Origin of the sequence: Frigoribacterium sp. MEB024 (genome assembly GCF_000878135.1) — a bacterium.
Lineage (GTDB): Bacteria > Actinomycetota > Actinomycetes > Actinomycetales > Microbacteriaceae > Frigoribacterium.
In genome coordinates, this window is record NZ_JXQZ01000014.1 from 1 (window position 1) to 16,694 (window position 16,694).

Genomic DNA, 16,694 nt, shown 5'->3' on the forward strand with positions numbered 1-16,694 from the left:
GCCGAACGGGCCGCCGCCGCCGCACCCGCGGTCGGACGGCCGAGAGCCGAGGAGGCGCGGCGCCGCTCGGACGCACCGGCGGCGTCTCCGAGGCGGCGAGCCCCGCCCCCGGGGCCGACGTCGGCTCACCGGCACCGACCCGCACGAACGACGAGAAGGGGGAGCGCGCATGACGCTCACCGAACCGGTCGACCGCACCCGCGCCTCCTCGGCTCCGGTGCTCGAGGTGCACGACCTCACCGTGACCTTCCCGACCCCGGACGGCGACGTGCGCGCCGTGCGCGGCGTCGACCTGACGCTGCGCCGCGGCGAGGTGCTCGGCATCGTCGGCGAGTCGGGCTCGGGCAAGTCGGTCACGAGCCTCGCCGTGCTCGGGCTGTTGCCGGCCACTGCCAAGGTCACCGGCTCGATCACGCTCGACGGCGAAGAACTGCTCGGCCGCGGCGACAAGGCGATGTCGGCGATCCGCGGCAAGCGCATCGCCATGGTCTTCCAGGACCCGCTCTCGGCCTTCACCCCCGTCTACACGGTGGGTCAGCAGATCGCCGAGACCGTGCTGATCCACCGCGGCGGCACGAAGAAGCAGGCCCGCGAGCGGGCGATCGAGCTGCTGGGACTCGTGGGCATCCCCGAGCCGGAGCGACGCGTCGACTCGTTCCCTCACGAGTTCTCGGGCGGCATGCGGCAGCGCGCGATGATCGCCATGGCGATCGCCAACGACCCCGACGTCATCCTCGCCGACGAGCCGACCACGGCCCTCGACGTGACGATCCAGGCCCAGGTCATCTCGGTGCTGCGCACGGCGCAGCGCGAGACCGGGGCCGCGCTGCTGTTCGTCAGCCACGACCTCGGCGTCATCGCCGGGTTCGCCGACCGCATCGCCGTGATGTACGCCGGCCGCGTCGTCGAGACGGCGACGGCCGACGACCTCTTCGCCCACCCGCGCATGCCCTACACCGTGGGTCTCATCGGCGCGCTGCCGCGGCTCGACCAGCGGTCGGACCAGCCGCTCGTGCCGATCCCGGGGACGCCGCCGTCGTTGCTCTCGCTGGCCCCGGGGTGCCCGTTCGCGGCACGGTGCCCGCTGGTGACGGCCGAGTGCCGAGTCGACGAGCCCGCGCTCGAGCAGGCCCCGGCGGTCGAGGCGGGTCACCGCGCGGCGTGCCTGCACGCCGACCAGCTGGTGGGCGAGGGCACCGACCCCGAGGACGTCTACGACCTGCCGCCCGTGCCGACCTCCGGCCTGGCTGCGGTGCCGCGGGCGTCGCGGGACCGGGTGCTGCACGTCGACGGGCTCGTCAAGACGTTCCCGCTCACCAAGGGGTCGGTCTTCAAACGTCGCGTGGGCAGCGTCTGGGCGGTCGACGGGGTCGACCTCGACGTGCGCGAGGGCGAGACGCTCGGCCTGGTCGGCGAGTCCGGCTCGGGCAAGAGCACGACGTTGCACGAGATCATGGACCTCCGGGTGCCCGAGGCCGGGACCGTCGAACTGCTCGGCACGGCCCTCGACCGCAAGCTCGACGGATCGACGGTGAAGCGCCTGCGCGGCGCGGTGTCGATGGTCTTCCAGGACCCGATGGCGAGCCTCGACCCGAGGCAGCCGGTCAGCGACATCATCGCCGAGCCGTTGCTCGCCATCGGTCGGCCCCGCGACGAGGTGTCGCGTCGGGTGCCCGAGCTGATGCGCCTCGTGGGGCTCGAACCCGCCGCCGCGACGCGCTACCCGCACGAGTTCTCGGGCGGGCAGCGGCAACGCATCTCGATCGCGCGGGCGCTGGCCGCCGATCCGAAGCTGATCGTGCTCGACGAACCGGTGTCGGCGCTCGACGTGTCGATCCAGGCCGGCGTGCTGAACCTCCTGGCCGAGCTCAAGGCGAAGCTCGACCTGTCGTACCTGTTCGTGTCGCACGACCTCTCGGTCATCCGCCACGTGGCCGACCGCGTCACGGTGATGTACCTCGGACGCACCGTCGAGACGGGCCCGGTCGACGAGGTGTTCGAGCACCCGCTGCACCCGTACACGCAGGCGCTGCTGTCGGCCGTGCCCGTGCCCGACCCGGTCAAGGAGCGGGCACGTGAGCACATCGTGCTGCCGGGTGACCCGCCGACGCCGACGGTCAAGCAGACCGGCTGCCGGTTCCGCAGCCGCTGCCCGCTCTACGCGATGCTGCCCGAGGCGCAGCGGTCGCGCTGCGAGGACGAGGTGCCCACGATGCTGCCGCACGGCCGCGACGGCGCCGACCACACGGCCGCCTGTCACTTCGCCCGCGAGAAGCAGCTCGTCTGAGGTCGCGAGACCCCAGGATCTCGCCGAGACCCCCGTGCGCGCACCGGGGTCTCGGCGGATGCCTGGGGTCTGAGCTCGCCGAGGGTCAGCGGAGGAGCGCGAGCGTGAGGGCGACCACGAGCACGTCGACCGCGACCGTGGCCCAGAAGGCGAGCTGGAACGACCGCTTGCTCGTCTTGTGGCGCAGCAGCTGTTGGGCGACGAGGGCCGCGGGCCAGCCGCCGAGCAGGCCGAGCAGCAGAAGCGTCCGCTCCGGCATCCGGCGCCGTCCTCTGCGGGCCGCGGACTTGTCGAGTGCGTAGACGAGGGCCGTCAGCGCGTTGACGCCGACGAGTCCGCCGACCAGCCAGGGCGCGAGTCCGTCGAGTTGCGGGGACGTCGAGTCGCGGGTCAGGGTCCAGACGGCTGCGGCGGCGCCGAGCGTGACCACCAGTCCGACGACGAGGGCGACCGTGCCGGACCGCGTGGGACGGGGTGCCCGGGCACGAGGCGCCGACCAGCGCGAGCCGACGGCGGCCACCCGCACGGCCGCCGGGCCTCGGTCACCGTGGCGGTCGACCTCGTACGAGAACGTCTCGCCGAGCCGTGGTCGGGCGGTGCCGCGGCCGAACGCCGTGATGTGGACGAACGCGCGGCCCCGTCCCGAGGTCGGGGTGAGGAACCCGAAGCCGCGGTCGTCGTCCCACGAGGTGAGCGTGCCCTCGATCCGGGCCGGGCTGCCGGTCATGCGCCCGACCCTAGCCCGCGTCGCCCGTGCCGCATTCGGCCATCCCGCCACGAGGTCGACATCCCGCCACGATTTCGCGTGGCGGATTGTTCACTTCGTGGCGGCGTGGCGGCGTGGCGGCGTGGGGGCAGATCCGAGGAGGCGCGGCACGGGTCAGTCGCGACGGATCGCGGCGTAGGTGCCGCCGGTGGCGCGCACGAGGTCGTCGGGAGCGATCTCGATGTCGAACCCGCGCCTCCCGCCGCTGACGAAGACCGAGGCGAGGGAGGCGGCGCTCGCGTCGACCACGGTCGTCGCGGCGGTCCTCTGGCCCAGCGGGCTGATGCCGCCGACGACGTAGCCCGTGCGACGTTCGACCAGGGCGGGCTCGGCCAGCGAGGCCTTCTTCGCCCCGACGGCGGCCGCGAGCGCCTTGAGGTCGAGTCGGCCCGAGACGGGGACGACGCCCACGACGAGGGTGCCGTCGGCGTCGACCACGAGGGTCTTGAAGACGCGGTCCACGGATAGGCCGAGCTCGGCGGCGGCCTCCTCGCCGAAGTTCGTCGCCGTGTCGTGGTGCTCGTAGGTGTGGGCCGTGAACGGGATGCCGGCCGCGGTGAGCGCGACGGTGGCCGGCGTGGCGGGGCCGCGCGCGCCTCCTGCGTGTTTCGTGCTCACGGGGCGGACTCGACCGTCGTGGCGCGGAACACCACCACGGTCGGCCCCGAGACGAGCAAGTCGTCACCGGGGGCCGACGCCTGTGGCAGGCTGCGGTCGTCGCTCGACCAGAGCGCCTCGTACGCCGTCACCCCGTCGTGCCGGGGGAGCGTCACCGGGACGGCGGTCTCGGCGGCGTGCACCACGACGAGCACCGTGTTGGGGGCCTCGTGCTCGGGCGTCGAGGCCGCGAGGTACTGCATCGTGCGGACGCCGGGGTCGTTCCACTCGTCGGGACGCATCTCGTCGCCCGAGGCCGAATGCCACGACATCTCGTTGGCGCTGAGCGTGCAGGCGCCGTCGAGGCCGAACCTCGACGGTCGCAGGGCGGGGTTCTCGGCCCGCAGCCGGGTCAGCGTGGCGACGTCATCGTGGAGGGCCCGGTGCCAGGGTTCGTCGGACCAGTCGACCCAGGTGAGCTCGCTGTCGGTGCAGTACGCGTTGTTGTTGCCGTGCTGGGTGCGACCGCGTTCGTCGCCGGCGGTCAGCATCGGGATGCCGGCCGACACGAAGAGGGTGGCGAGCAGGTTGCGCATCGACCGGCGGCGGGCGTCCGAGATCCAGGGGTTGACGCTGTCGCCCTCGACGCCGTGGTTGAACGACCGGTTGTCGTCGGTGCCGTCGCGGTTGCCCTCGCCGTTGCTCAGGTTGTGCTTGCCGTCGTACGAGACGAGGTCGAGCAGGGTGAAGCCGTCGTGCGCCGTGACGAAGTTCACGCCCGACAGGGGACCACGCTCGTGGGCGTAGACGTTGCTCGACCCGCTGAGCTTGGAGGCGAAGCTGCCGAGCCCCGACGGGGGAGCGCCCTGCGAGCGGGCGGCGGCGATGTCGGTCAGCCAGAAGTCGCGGGCCCGGTTGCGGAACCGGTCGTTCCACTCGATCCAGCCGTCGGGGAACGCGCCGGTCTGCCAGCCGCCCAGGCCGACGTCCCACGGCTCGGCGATCATCTTCACGCCCTCGAGGGCGGGGTCGTCGACGATCGCGTGCAGCAGCGGGTGCTCGGGGTCGAAGACGTGGTCCGCGCCGCGACCGAGGGTGGCGGCGAGGTCGAAGCGGAACCCGTCGATCTGCACCTCGTCGGCCCAGTACCGCAGGGAGTCGAGCACGAGCCGCGAGGCGGCCGGCGTGCTCGTGTCGAGCGAGTTGCCGCACCCCGTGACGTCGACCGGCCGCCCCTCGGCGTCGTGCCGGTAGTAGGCCGACCCGTCGAGACCGCGCAGGCTCGTGACCGGGCCGCCGACCTCGCCCTCTTCGGCGGTGTGGTTGTAGACCACGTCGAGGTAGACCTCGATGCCGGCCTCGTGCAGCAGGCGCACCATGCCCTTGAACTCGCGCAGGACCGCCGAGGCGCCGGCCAGCTGCGCGTCGCGGCTCGCGTAGGCGGCGTGCGGGGCGAAATAGCCGAGGGTGTTGTAGCCCCAGTAGTTCTCGATGCCCTGTGCGACGAGGCGCTGCTCGTCGACGTGTTGGTGCACCGGCAGCAGCTGCACGGCCGTGACGCCGAGGCCCGTCAGGTAGGCGATGGTCGACTCGGCGGCGAGGCCGGCGTAGCTGCCCCGCAGCTCTTCGGGCACGAACGGGGCCAGCCGGGTCAGGCCGCGGACGTGCGCCTCGTAGACGACAACCCGGTCGAGCGGCGTGCGGGGCTTCGCCACCCCGCCCCAGTCGAACGACTCGTCGACGACGGTCGACTGCCACGTGCCGCGTCCGGTGCGACCGAGGCCGCGTGCGTACGGGTCGAGCAGCTCGAGCGACGGGTCGAAGGCGTTGCCGCCCCCGGCGGGACCGTCGGCGCGCAGCCAGTAGCGACGCCCCGGGGTGAGGGCGCCGTCGGTGGCGCTCCACACGTCGTGCTCGTCGCGCACCATCGGGACGACACGGTCGTGCGGGGCGTCGTCGACCACGACGTCGACGCGGGACGCCGACGCCGACCAGACGCGCAGCGTCGGCCCGTCGGGGCCGGGACGGATGCCGAGATCGCGCAGGGGGTCGGGGTCGGTCACGCGTTTACAGTAGAGGAGGCGCGTGTCGGCCCCGAAATCATCGAGCGTCACCGCCCCACCCAGCCTGAGGACCCGAACATGAGCGTCTACCTCGACCACGCGGCCACCACGCCGATGCACCCGGCGGCCATCGCCGCCTACGCCGAGGCGCTCGGCACGGTCGGCAACCCCTCGTCCATCCACTCGGCCGGCCAGAACGCCAAGCGCGTCCTCGAGGAGGCCCGCGAACGCGTCGCCGCGACCCTCGGCTGCGACCCGATCGAGGTCGTCTTCACCTCGGGCGGCACCGAGGCGGTCAACCTCGCGATCAAGGGACTCTGGTGGGCGAGGCAGTCCGACCGACCGCGCCCGCGCCTCCTCGTCCCCGCCGGCGAGCACCACGCCACCGTCGACACCGTCGAGTGGCTCGAACGGTACGAGGGCGCCGTCGTCACCTGGCTGCCGCTCGACGAACAGGGTCGGCTGCGCGTCGACGCCCTCGCCGCGGCCCTCGACGAGCACGACGACGTCGCCCTCGTCAGCCTGCTCTGGGCCAACAACGAGGTCGGCACGATGCAGCCCGTCGACGAGGTCGTGGCGCTCGCCGCGGCCCACGGGGTCCCGGTGCACTCGGACGCCGTCGCGGCCTACGGGCAGGTGCCCATCGACTTCGCGGCCTCCGGGCTCGCGGCGCTCAGCGTCAGCGCCCACAAGATCGGCGGACCCATCGGCATCGGTGCGCTCGTGCTGTCGCGATCGGCGACCGTCGTGCCCCTGATCCACGGCGGCGGACAGCAGCGGCAGGTGCGGTCGGGCACGCAGGACGCCCCGGCCGCCGTCGCCTTCGCCGTCGCGGCCGAGCAGCCGCACGGGGCCTACGAGCCGTTGCGTGACCGACTGATCGCCGGGGTGCTGGCGTCGGTGCCCGGGGCGGTGCTGCGGGGCGACCCCGTCGACCGGCTGCCCGGCAACGCCCACTTCACCTTCGACGGGTGCGAGGGCGACTCGCTGCTGTTCCTGCTCGACGCCGCCGGCGTCAGCGTCTCGACCGGTTCGGCCTGCCAGGCCGGCATCCCCGAGCCGTCGCACGTGCTGCTCGGCATGGGCCTGCCCGCGGACGCGGCCCGCGGCGCGCTGCGCATGACGATCGGGCACACGAGCACCGACGCCGACGTCGACGCGCTGCTCGCGGCGCTGCCGACGGCCGTCGCGCGCGCCACGACGGCCGGCTACGCCGACCGGGCCCCGGTGCTCGGCGCCCGCTGATCCGACGCCGGGACGGCGTCCCCTGCGGCGCCCCCCGAACGGGTGGGTTGTCGCCCCCGCGCGGGGGTGGTGTACTCGTCGTCAACACACGTGAGCACGTCTCACCGGCCGGGCCCCACCATCCCTCGCCGCCGCCGCATCCCGGCACGCCGCCCGCTCACCACGGGCGTCCATGGCACCACCCGAGCGCCGCCCTCACCAGGCTGCGCGGATCAGGAGCACCACCATGCCGCAGCACAGCCCTGCCTCCGACGCCCCTCGCGACGACGCCTCCCTCGACGACGTGGCGACGCTCGACCGGGCCACGCCGAGACCACGGCGCCTCCGCAAGATCGCGGCGCTCACCGCCGGCGGTGCCCTCGTCGTCGGCGGCCTCGGTTACACGGTCGCCGCCTGGACCGACAGCGAATGGGTCTACGCCGGCGACGGTTCCGGGGGCCCCGGCATCGGCACGGGCACCTTCGAGGTGCAGCAGAGCGTCACGTCGCCCTACACGGCGGGCTTCGCCGACTTCGAGGCCAACCCCGGCCAGGCCATGCTCTTCACCCCGGGCTCCCAGACCCTGAGCCCCGGCGAGAGCGTCTACGCCGGCGTCGCCCTCCGCACGACCGCGACGACGACCGTCCCGGCCGACGTCCAGGTCCGGGCCGCCGTCCCCGCGACGGGCGTGACCGTCGCCGACGCCGGGGGTTCGCTCTTCTCCGCGCTGACGGTCCGCGTGGCCACCGTCGCGGTCTCCGGCACGGGAGCCGCCCCGACCTGCACCGCCGCCGCCTTCACCGCGCCGACGACCATCGGCACGGGTCCGCTCGCCTCGACGGGTGCCACGGCGCCGCAGCGCCTCGCCGCCGGGTCGGCCAGCACGCAGTTCTACTGCTTCGAGGTGACCCTGCCGCAGAGTGCCGCGACGGCCGCGTCCACGGCCCTTCAGGGCCGCACGGTCGCCCCGGCGTGGGAGTTCGCCTCGACCAGCGTCGAGTGACGGGCCGACCGATGGTCGACATCGAGACCCGGCCCCGAGCGGAACGCGGGGCCTCCGGGGTCGAGCCGCGCCGGGCGGACCGACGTGAGCGCCGTCGCCGTCGGCCGCGCCGTCGTGCGGTCGAGGTCGCGAGCACCGTCCTGCTGTCGGTGGTCGGCCTCGTCGGTGCGATCTGCCTTCTGTGGCTCGCCGTCTCGACGGTCCTCGGCCTGTCGCTCGTGGTCGTCCTGACCGGTTCGATGAGTCCCACCGTGCCCGCGGGCGGTGCCGTCGTCACGCGGCCGATCGCCGCGGTCGACGTGCGGCCCGGCGACGTGGTCACGGTGCCCCGGCCCGGCTTCGAGGTCCCGGTGACCCACCGCGTGGTCTCGACGAGTGCCGTGCCCGGGGACGCCGCCGCGCGATCCCTCGTGCTGCGGGGCGACGCCAACGACACCGACGACCGCGATCCCTACGTCGTGCGCGACGCCCGGATCGTCGTCGCCTCGGCCCCGGGCCTCGGCTTCGTCCTGACGACGATGTCGACCCCGCCGGCGCGAGGCCTCGCGGTCGCCGTCGTCGGTGCCGCCGTCGTGCTGGCCTTCTGGCCGACGCGACGCGGCGCGGCCCGTCGAGGGTGAGGACGACCGTGGACCCGGCGACCGGTGCGGACCGCGGGACCGCCACCCGCGGGCGCCGCGCCGCGCCGACGCTGCTGGCCGTCGTGGGGACGGCCGCGTTCGTGCTCGGCGGTGCCCTCACCGTCCAGGCCGGCACCGCCCGGGCCCTCGAGCCCGTGCCCGAGACCGGCCTCGACGGCCACCTCGTGCTGGCCGACGAACTGGTCGGCACCGAGGACATCGCCCCCGCGGCCCCGGGGCGCTGGCAGATCGCGACCGACGTCACCACCGGCGACCGGGTGGCCCTCGGCCTCGAGCTGGTCAGCTCGGGCTCGCTCGTCGACGACGAGGCCGGACTGACGTTGGGGGTCGAGACCTGCGACGTCGAGTGGCAGCAGGTCGAGACGACGCCGCTGTGCGCGACCGGGGCGCGGACCGTGACCGCCCCGACCCGCGCCTCCTCGTTCGTCGACGGCAGCCCCTCGTGGCCGGTGCGTTCGGTCGGCAGCACGGGCCGGGTCTTCGTGCTCGTCAGCCTCGGTCTCGCCGGAGGACGTTCGGCGGACGACACCTCCTCCATGGGTCGGACCGCCCGCGTGGGCGTCGGCATCACGGCGACGGCCCTGGACCCCGTCGAGACGCTCCCGGCCGAGCCCGTTCCCGAACCCACCGTCACCGCCACCCCCGGTGACCCGGCGGAGCCCGGGCCCGACGCGACGGACGAGGCGGCACCCGGCCCCGCGATCGACGGCTCGGACGACGGACGCCCCGGCGACGGACGCCCCGTCGGCGTGACCCTCAGCGGTGTGGCTGCCCCGCGCTCCCTCGCCTTCACCGGAGGCCTCTCGCTCGGTCCGGCGATCGCGGGTGCCGGCGCCCTGCTCGTCGGCCTCGCGTTGCACCTCCGGGGACGACGCCGGGCGGTGACGTCGTGACCGGCACGCACGCCGGGCGACGACGCCCGACGGGTGCCGGCCGTCTGGTCGCGGCGCTCACCGCGCGCCGGGCTGTCGTCGCGGTCGCGGCCGTCGTCGCCGTCGTGGGCGCCGTCATCGTGCCCCCGCCGCCCGTGACGACCGCCGCCTGGACCGACTCCGAGCGCGCGTACGGGCTCGTCGGTACCTCGAAGTTCACCTGCGGCACCGACACCGGCTACGCGGCCGCCGCGTCCAGCCGGTTCGTGCGCGGCAGCCTGGCCGGCACCGACCTCGACACCGTCGCGGCCGTGCGCGGGGCGGACCTGACGCGCACCCGATCCGGCGTCGTCACCGCGGTGCCGACGTCGCCCGCCCCGACCACGGACGCCGGAGGCACGACGACCTTCCGCAATCCCCTCTCGGCGAGCGCGGGGTCGGGTCTCGTCGGCCTCGACCTGGCCGGGCTCGGCACGAACCTTCCGGCGGGATCGGCCGGGGCGCTGAACCAGTTCACGCGGGTCGCCCCGACCGGCACGGCGGCCGCCGCCTCGGGCCTGGTGAGCGATTCGGGCGGTCTCGGCGTGACGTCGACGACCCCGGCGTCGGCCCTTCCCGGCCCGGCCCGTGTCGGCCTCACCTCGGTGCTGCCCGCCTCGACCGCCCTCGACCGGGCCGACCTGACCGTGGGGGCGGTGGCGTCGACGGCGACCCTCGACGGGTGTCGGGCCCTCGAGAGCCGCATCTGGGGCGACGGCAGCGTGACGGGCGTGACCCGCGACTACGGCGTCGCCGGTCTCGCGCTCGAACTGCGCAGCCCGGCGGTGGCGGGGCTGTCCGGACAGGTGTCGAGCACGGTCACGAGCCTGAACACGGCCGCCGCCGGGTTGACGGGCGTCAACGGCACGATCTCGAGGACCATCCGGGACGGCGTGCTCGCCACCGTCAACGGCCTGACGAACCTGCTCAGCCTGGGCGGGGTCTCGGGTTCGGTCACCCTCACCGGCCTGAACCTCCAATCGGCCGTCGACCCGGTGCTCGCAGGGTCGGTCACGAGCACGGACGGCACGGTCACCATCACCCCGTCGACCGGTGTGGTGTCGGTCGACCTGGCCAAGCTGGTCGGCCAGCCCGGCGGTCTGAACGGACTCGCCCCGAACACCGAGCTCGTGCTGAGCGCGGCGGCGATGGCCTCGATCACGACCACGGTCGGGTCGATGCTCGACGGCCTCACCCAGCGGGTCGTGGCGGCGCTGCAGTCCGCCGTGTCGGCGGCACAGCTGTCGGTGGCGCTCACGGTCACGCTGAAGGCGAGCGTCCTGGGCCTGCCGGTCAACGTGTTGGCCGTCAACGTGTCCATGAGTGGCTCGCTGGGACAGCTGTTCGCGTCACCGTCGACGGCGACGGCGGTGGTGACCACGCAGGTCCTCGACGGCGCACTGTCCACCCTGCTCGGCAGTCTGCTCAACCCGCTGCTGTCGGCGCTCGTGGGGTCGGCCGGGTCGCTGCTCGCGTCCGTGGCCACGCTCGTCCGGGGTGCCCTCGTCACCCCGATCACGACCCTGGGCACCACGCTCTCGACCACGCTCACCCCGGTCGTCACCGCGGTGGGCGCCCTGACCACCCGTCTGCCGTCCGTGCTGTCGCTGCGCGTCAACCTGCGCCCCGACCAGGCCGGCTACCCCGGGGGCGTCGTGACCACCGCGCCGGCCGACAAGTGGTCGACGAGCCCGTACCAGGTGGGGGCGCTGCGGGTGGCCCTGTCGGCCGGTGCGACGACGGTCACCTCGATCGACTTCGCGACCTCCCGCGTCGGCCCCGTCAGCACCCTGCCCCGGTAGTCGCCGCGCCGGCCACGGCGACGGCGTCGACCCGAGGAGGCGCGGGTCGGGCCGCGCAGGCCCCCTCGCGTCAGACTGGGCCCATGCAGCTCTACTCGGCCTCGCCCCTCGTCCGTACCCGCCAGGTGACCGGAGACGTGGTCGCGATCGGCCTCGTCGTCCTCTTCGTCGTGCTCGGGGTGAGCATCGCGTCCTTCATCGGCTCGTTCGCCGACCTCGGCAGGCAGCTCGAGGAGGCGGGGGCCGGCTTCCAGGGCACGATGCAGGACGCGTCGCGCGCGCTCGAGGGGTTGCCCTTGGTCGGCGGCGCCGCCAGCGCACCGTTCGACGGGGCCAGCGGCGCCGGACAGTCCCTGGCCGACGCCGGACGGCAGCAGCAGGAGGGTGTCGCCCGGGCGGCACTGGTCGCCGGACTCGTCGTGGCCGGGGTGCCGAGCCTCGTGGTGCTGTGGGTCTGGCTGCGCGGGCGGATCGCGTTCGTGCGCCGCGCCTCCTCGGTCCGTTCGCTGCTCGCCCTGCCGGGCGGCGAAGACCTGCTCGCGCTGCGGGCCCTGACCGGCCGCGACGCCAAGGCCGCCCTCGCCGTGTCGCCCGACCCCGTCGCGGCCTGGCGTGCGGGGGAGCCCGCGGTCGTCCGCCGTCTCGCCGACGTGGCCCTGCGCGAAGCGGGCGTCGCCCGGCGCTGACCGGCGCCGGCCGGTGCCGCACCGGGGGAACGGGACGAGGGAACCTTTCTGGCCGATCGGACATGTAGGGGAAGCGGCAACGGATCAGAGGGGACGTCGACATGACGACGAGAAGCGAGCGCGACGGATGACGGCGACGGGGGACGACGAGGTCTGGGCCCGGGCGGTCGCCGGGGACGCGGCCGCCTTCGGGGCCGTCTTCGACCGCCACCAGGACCGGGTGCACGGTCACGCCCTGAGGTTGTGCCGTCACCGGCACGACGCCGAGGACGTCACGGCCGTGGTGTTCCTCGAGGCATGGCGCCGTCGGGACGCGGTCCGCGTCGTCGACGGCTCGGTCCTCGCGTGGTTGATGGTGACGACGGGCCACGTCGCCCAGAACCTCGCGAGGTCCACCCGTCGCCATCGTCTCGCCCTGGCCTCCCTGCCGCCGCACCCCGTCGTCGACGATCCCGCCGACGGCGTCGCGGCGCGACTCGACGTCGTCGATCGGGACCGGCGGCTGCGCCTCGCCCTCGACGGCCTCGCGAAGGCCGATCGTGACGTCCTCGGGCTCTGCGTGCTCGAGGAGTTCCCGATGGCGACCGCGGCCGAGGCGCTCGGCGTGCCGGTCGGCACGGTCAAGTCCCGACTGTCGCGGGCCAAGGCACGACTCGCGCGAGCGATGTCGGCCTCCGAGCCGTCCACCGAACGACCCGTCACCCTGAACGGAGAGACCCGATGAGCGACGCACCGAACGTCCGTCCCGACGACCGGCACGACCGGCCCGGCCTCGATCGTGATCGTGCCGAGGCCATCCGCGGCCTCCTGACCGAGACCGTCGAGCGCGAACCCGAACGCGTCCGTTCGACCCGTCGCCGCCGGGTCGTCCTGCTGTCGGTGGCCGGGGTGGCCGCCGTGGCGCTCGCCGTCGGGGGCGTCGCGCTCGCCGGGGGTGGCCCCCTGCCGTCGGGAAACGGTGAAGCGGCCCCCACCTCGCTCCCGTCCGATCGACCCGAGGACGATCCCGGCACGTCGCCGGGTGTCGTCGAACCGGCCGGGACGCCGTCGGCGACACCGGTTCCACCACCGGCACCGACACCGGTGGTGGACGATCCGACGGCCCCGTCGACCTGGGTCGTGTCCACCGATCGGATCGGGCCGCTGGTCCTCGGCGGCCGGCTCGAGGAGCAGGCCGCCCGGCTCACCACCTTCGACCGGCACGCGGACGACGGCTACGGCTGCCCGGCGTCGTTCTTCTCGGACGGCCGGGGACTGAGTCTCGCCCTCTCGCGCGGGTCGTCTCCGGACGCGACCGAGATCGCGACCGTCTCCGCCGACACGACGTTCGACGACCCGGCCGCCCTCGCGAGCGCCACCCCCCGGACCGCGTCCGGCATCGGGCTCGGCGACGACGAAGCGACACTGCTCGCCGCCTACCCGGATGCCGAACTCACGCTCGACCACCACGAGAGCTACGGGACGCAGTACGCCGTCGCCGGCGACGACGGACAGTACCTCGTCTTCGTGGTGGGGACCTCCGACCGGATCACCGACATGAGCGTGGGCACGACGCGCATCGCCCCGCCCGAGTACTGCGGATGAGACGAGACCTCACCCTGTCGTCGGGAGGCGCGGGGCGGGTGGCGCGAGGCGGGCGGCGGGCGGCGCGGGGCACGGGCAGGCCCGGCCCACCCGGGCCGGGTAAGCTCGGGGACCATGATCGCACTGGATTTCTCTGAGCAGATTGCCGCCCTCCGGGCCACGTTCGAAGACATCCGTGCGGTGATCGGGCAAGACCGTCTCGTCGCCGAGATCGCCGAGCTCAGCGAGCAGGCCTCTGCCCCCGACCTGTGGGACGACACCGACAACGCCCAGAAGGTCACCAGCGCCCTCAGCCACCGGCAGTCCGAGCTCGAGAAGCTCGAGACCACCGAGGCGCGGCTCGACGACCTCGTGGTGCTCGTCGAGATGGCGAACGACGGCGACGACCAAGAGAGCGCCGACGAGGCGCAGGCCGAGCTCAAGGCGTTGCAGAAGATGATGGACGTCCTCGAGGTGCAGACCCTGCTCGACGGCGAGTACGACCCGCGCCCGGCCGTCATCACGATCCGTGCCGGGGCCGGTGGCGTCGACGCCGCCGACTTCGCCGAGATGTTGTTGCGCATGTACCTGCGCTACGCCGAGAAGCACGGCATGTCCGCCACGGTGATGGACACCAGCTACGCCGAAGAGGCCGGCATCAAGAGCGCCACCTTCGAGATCGACGCCCCGTACGCGTTCGGCACGCTCAGCGTCGAGGCCGGCACGCACCGGCTCGTGCGCATGAGCCCGTTCGGTGCCGCCGGCAAGCGTCAGACCAGCTTCGCCGCGGTCGAGGTCATCCCGCTGATGGAAGAGACCGAGTCGATCGACATCCCCGAGAACGACATCCGCGTCGACGTGTTCCGGTCGTCGGGCCCCGGCGGTCAGAGCGTCAACACGACCGACTCGGCCGTCCGCCTGACGCACATCCCCACCGGCACCGTCGTCTCGATGCAGAACGAGAAGAGCCAGATCCAGAACCGGGCCGCCGCCATGCGCGTGCTGCAGTCGCGCCTCCTGCTGCTGCAGAAAGAGGCCGAGAACGCCAAGAAGAAAGAGCTGGCCGGCAACATCACCGCCAGCTGGGGCGACCAGATCCGCAGCTACGTGCTGGCGCCGTACCAGATGGTCAAAGACCTCCGCAGCGAGCACGAGGTCAACAACCCCTCGAACGTGTTCGACGGTGACCTCGACGGCTTCATCTCGGCGGGCATCCGCTGGCGCAAGCGCGACGACCAGGACTGACCAGGCGTCGCCGGCCCGGCGGCTCCCAGCACATCCATAGCCGCCTCGCCGCAGCGAGTCGCTGCGATGATCGTCGCGGACCGCGCTTAGGGTGATCCCCGTCATGATTCGGTTTGATGAAGTCACCAAGGTCTACGTCGGCAACCCCCGACCCGCGCTGAACGCCGTCACCCTCGAGATCCTCAAGGGCGAGTTCGTGTTCCTCGTCGGGGCGAGCGGCTCCGGCAAGTCGAGCTTCTTGCGGCTCGTGCTGAAGGAAGAGAAGCCGTCGCAGGGGCAGATCCACGTCCTCGGCCAGCGTCTCGGCACCCTCTCGAGCCGCAAGGTCCCGTACTTCCGGCGCAACCTCGGGGTCGTGTTCCAGGACTTCCGGCTGCTGCCGCAGAAGAACGTCTTCGACAACGTCGCGTTCAGCCTGCAGGTCATCGGCAAGAGCAAGGGCTTCATCCAGGAGGCCGTCCCCGACGTCCTCAAGATGGTCGGCCTGGTCGGCAAGCAGCACCGTCTGCCGCACGAGCTGTCGGGTGGCGAGCAGCAGCGCGTCGCGATCGCCCGCGCGATCGTCAACAAGCCGGCGATCCTGCTGGCCGACGAGCCCACCGGAAACCTCGACCCCTCGACGAGCGCCGGCATCATGACCCTGCTCGAGCGCATCAACGCCGGTGGCACGACGGTCATCATGGCGACGCACGACGCCGGCATCGTCGACCAGATGCAGCGTCGGGTCATCGAGCTCAGTGCGGGCAACATCCTCCGCGACGAGCGTCACGGTGGTTACCAGACCCAGGCGGTGCCCATCCAGGCCATCGGGGTCGAGGACCTCAGCACGAGAGGAGCCGACGCATGAGACTCGGACTCGTCATGAGCGAGGTCGGCAGCGGCCTCCGTCGCAACGCCTCGATGGTCGTCTCGGTCGTGCTCGTCACGTTCATCTCGCTGACCTTCGTCGGCACCGCGGCCCTCCTGCAGATGCAGATCACGCAGATGAAGGGCTACTGGTACGACAAGGCCCAGGTCGCCGTCTACCTCTGCACCGACACCGACACGACCGGCAACTGCACCGGCGCGATGGCGACGAAGGACCAGATCGACGGCGTCCGCGCCCAGCTCGACAGCGACGTGCTGACGCCCTACGTCGACAAGTTCTACTTCGAGGACCAGACCCAGGCCTACGACCGCTTCAAGCAGCAGTTCGCCGACAGCCCGGCGACCGAGTTCGTGCAGCCCGCCTACCTCAACGAGACCTTCTGGGTGAACCTGAAGGACCCGACGCAGTCCGACGTCCTCACCGAGAGCCTGTCGAGCCTGGCCGGCGTCCAGAGCGTGGTCGACCAGCGCGGGTACCTCGATCCGATCTTCGCGGTGTTGAACGCCGCGAGCTACACGGCCATCGGCATCGCCTCGCTGATGCTGATCGCAGCCGTGCTCCTGATCGCCACGACCATCCGATTGAGCGCGTTCAGCCGGCGACGAGAACTCGGCATCATGCGCCTGGTCGGTGCGTCCAACCGGTTCATCCAGACGCCGTTCATCCTCGAGGGGGTGATCGCGGCCCTCGTGGGATCGTTGCTTGCGGGAGGGGCGATCATCGCGATCGTGAACTTCTTCGTGAAGGGCTACCTCGCGGTGACCTTCCAGGGCACGCCGTTCATCGGCCTGCGCGACGCGGCCCTCGTCGTGCCGATCGTCATCGTCGTCGGCATCCTGCTCGCGGCCCTCAGCGCGAACGTCGCCATCAGGCGCTACCTCAAGGTCTAGAAGCCGGCCACGTGAAGGAGGCGCGGTGCCCGTCAGTCGGGCACCGCGCCTCCCGCGGTGGAGTTGGGAGAATCGCGAAGCGATTCCGCGACCCCAGCGCCGAGGGAGCCTGCGACCGAGGGTCGGCATCAGGTGAGGAGAGGCTTTT

15 protein-coding genes are annotated in these 16,694 nt (G+C 73.0%); 12 read left to right on the forward strand and 3 right to left on the reverse strand.

From position 1 onward, the window contains the following. Window positions 1-169: 169 nt before the first annotated feature. Window positions 170-2,287 (forward strand): ABC transporter ATP-binding protein, encoded by a 2,118-nt coding sequence (locus SZ60_RS03265; RefSeq protein WP_043593646.1) that lies wholly within the window; start codon window positions 170-172, stop codon window positions 2,285-2,287. Between the two features lie 85 nt (window positions 2,288-2,372). Here the strand turns inward: SZ60_RS03265 and SZ60_RS03270 are convergent, their stop codons facing one another. The 3 genes from SZ60_RS03270 to glgX all read right to left on the reverse strand — a co-directional run bounded on the left by SZ60_RS03270 (window position 2,373) and on the right by glgX (window position 5,713). Further along, a complete protein-coding gene (locus SZ60_RS03270) occupies window positions 2,373-3,014 on the reverse strand; it encodes a DUF1294 domain-containing protein (protein ID WP_043593648.1) in 642 nt (213 codons plus the stop codon). A 153-nt stretch (window positions 3,015-3,167) separates the two neighbouring features. Beyond that, on the reverse strand, window positions 3,168-3,671 hold the full coding sequence (gene ybaK / locus SZ60_RS03275) for a Cys-tRNA(Pro) deacylase (RefSeq protein WP_043593650.1): 504 nt from the start codon (window positions 3,669-3,671) through the stop codon (window positions 3,168-3,170). Continuing rightward, a complete protein-coding gene (gene glgX, locus SZ60_RS03280; RefSeq protein ID WP_043593652.1) occupies window positions 3,668-5,713 on the reverse strand; it encodes a glycogen debranching protein GlgX in 2,046 nt (681 codons plus the stop codon). Before glgX ends, ybaK begins: the two co-directional genes overlap by 4 nt. Before the next feature lie 78 nt (window positions 5,714-5,791). Between glgX and SZ60_RS03285 the strand changes: the two genes are divergently transcribed. The 11 genes from SZ60_RS03285 to ftsX all read left to right on the forward strand — a co-directional run bounded on the left by SZ60_RS03285 (window position 5,792) and on the right by ftsX (window position 16,546). Then, the gene (locus SZ60_RS03285; protein ID WP_043593654.1) at window positions 5,792-6,958 is read left to right on the forward strand and encodes a cysteine desulfurase family protein; all 1,167 of its coding nucleotides are present in this window, start codon (window positions 5,792-5,794) and stop codon (window positions 6,956-6,958) included. Window positions 6,959-7,184: 226 nt separating this feature from the next. Then, window positions 7,185-7,940 (forward strand): acyl-CoA dehydrogenase, encoded by a 756-nt coding sequence (locus tag SZ60_RS03290; RefSeq protein ID WP_199859014.1) that lies wholly within the window; start codon window positions 7,185-7,187, stop codon window positions 7,938-7,940. Between the two features lie 11 nt (window positions 7,941-7,951). Beyond that, window positions 7,952-8,560, forward strand: coding sequence for a signal peptidase I (locus SZ60_RS03295; protein ID WP_052505125.1), 609 nt, complete (start codon window positions 7,952-7,954; stop codon window positions 8,558-8,560). A gap of 8 nt (window positions 8,561-8,568) precedes the next feature. Next, on the forward strand, window positions 8,569-9,474 hold the full coding sequence (locus tag SZ60_RS03300) for a hypothetical protein (protein ID WP_043593655.1): 906 nt from the start codon (window positions 8,569-8,571) through the stop codon (window positions 9,472-9,474). Continuing rightward, window positions 9,471-11,294 (forward strand): choice-of-anchor G family protein, encoded by a 1,824-nt coding sequence (locus SZ60_RS03305; RefSeq protein WP_043593657.1) that lies wholly within the window; start codon window positions 9,471-9,473, stop codon window positions 11,292-11,294. The genes SZ60_RS03300 and SZ60_RS03305 overlap by 4 nt, the downstream gene beginning before the upstream one ends. 83 nt (window positions 11,295-11,377) lie before the next feature. Next, a complete protein-coding gene (locus tag SZ60_RS03310; protein ID WP_043593659.1) occupies window positions 11,378-11,980 on the forward strand; it encodes a hypothetical protein in 603 nt (200 codons plus the stop codon). A 127-nt stretch (window positions 11,981-12,107) separates the two neighbouring features. Then, a complete protein-coding gene (locus SZ60_RS03315) occupies window positions 12,108-12,704 on the forward strand; it encodes an RNA polymerase sigma factor (RefSeq protein ID WP_043593660.1) in 597 nt (198 codons plus the stop codon). After that, the gene (locus SZ60_RS03320; protein ID WP_043593662.1) at window positions 12,701-13,564 is read left to right on the forward strand and encodes a hypothetical protein; all 864 of its coding nucleotides are present in this window, start codon (window positions 12,701-12,703) and stop codon (window positions 13,562-13,564) included. The genes SZ60_RS03315 and SZ60_RS03320 overlap by 4 nt, the downstream gene beginning before the upstream one ends. Before the next feature lie 114 nt (window positions 13,565-13,678). Then, window positions 13,679-14,788 carry a peptide chain release factor 2 gene (gene prfB, locus SZ60_RS03325; protein WP_043593664.1) on the forward strand — a complete coding sequence of 370 codons (1,110 nt, stop codon included), beginning with the start codon at window positions 13,679-13,681 and terminating at the stop codon, window positions 14,786-14,788. 103 nt (window positions 14,789-14,891) lie between these two features. Further along, on the forward strand, window positions 14,892-15,635 hold the full coding sequence (ftsE, locus tag SZ60_RS03330) for a cell division ATP-binding protein FtsE (RefSeq protein WP_043593759.1): 744 nt from the start codon (window positions 14,892-14,894) through the stop codon (window positions 15,633-15,635). Then, window positions 15,632-16,546 carry a permease-like cell division protein FtsX gene (gene ftsX / locus SZ60_RS03335; RefSeq protein ID WP_043593665.1) on the forward strand — a complete coding sequence of 305 codons (915 nt, stop codon included), beginning with the start codon at window positions 15,632-15,634 and terminating at the stop codon, window positions 16,544-16,546. The genes ftsE and ftsX overlap by 4 nt, the downstream gene beginning before the upstream one ends. The last annotated feature ends 148 nt before the right edge of the window (window positions 16,547-16,694 follow it).

Coding starts and splice junctions, on each gene's coding strand:
- SZ60_RS03265 (WP_043593646.1), top strand. CDS start 170: ATGACGCTCACCGAACCGGTCGACCGCACCCGCGCCTCCTCGGCTCCG.
- SZ60_RS03270 (WP_043593648.1), bottom strand. CDS start 3,014: ATGACCGGCAGCCCGGCCCGGATCGAGGGCACGCTCACCTCGTGGGAC.
- SZ60_RS03285 (WP_043593654.1), top strand. CDS start 5,792: ATGAGCGTCTACCTCGACCACGCGGCCACCACGCCGATGCACCCGGCG.
- SZ60_RS03290 (WP_199859014.1), top strand. CDS start 7,185: ATGCCGCAGCACAGCCCTGCCTCCGACGCCCCTCGCGACGACGCCTCC.
- SZ60_RS03295 (WP_052505125.1), top strand. CDS start 7,952: ATGGTCGACATCGAGACCCGGCCCCGAGCGGAACGCGGGGCCTCCGGG.
- SZ60_RS03310 (WP_043593659.1), top strand. CDS start 11,378: ATGCAGCTCTACTCGGCCTCGCCCCTCGTCCGTACCCGCCAGGTGACC.
- SZ60_RS03315 (WP_043593660.1), top strand. CDS start 12,108: ATGACGGCGACGGGGGACGACGAGGTCTGGGCCCGGGCGGTCGCCGGG.
- SZ60_RS03320 (WP_043593662.1), top strand. CDS start 12,701: ATGAGCGACGCACCGAACGTCCGTCCCGACGACCGGCACGACCGGCCC.
- prfB (WP_043593664.1), top strand. CDS start 13,679: ATGATCGCACTGGATTTCTCTGAGCAGATTGCCGCCCTCCGGGCCACG.
- ftsE (WP_043593759.1), top strand. CDS start 14,892: ATGATTCGGTTTGATGAAGTCACCAAGGTCTACGTCGGCAACCCCCGA.
- ftsX (WP_043593665.1), top strand. CDS start 15,632: ATGAGACTCGGACTCGTCATGAGCGAGGTCGGCAGCGGCCTCCGTCGC.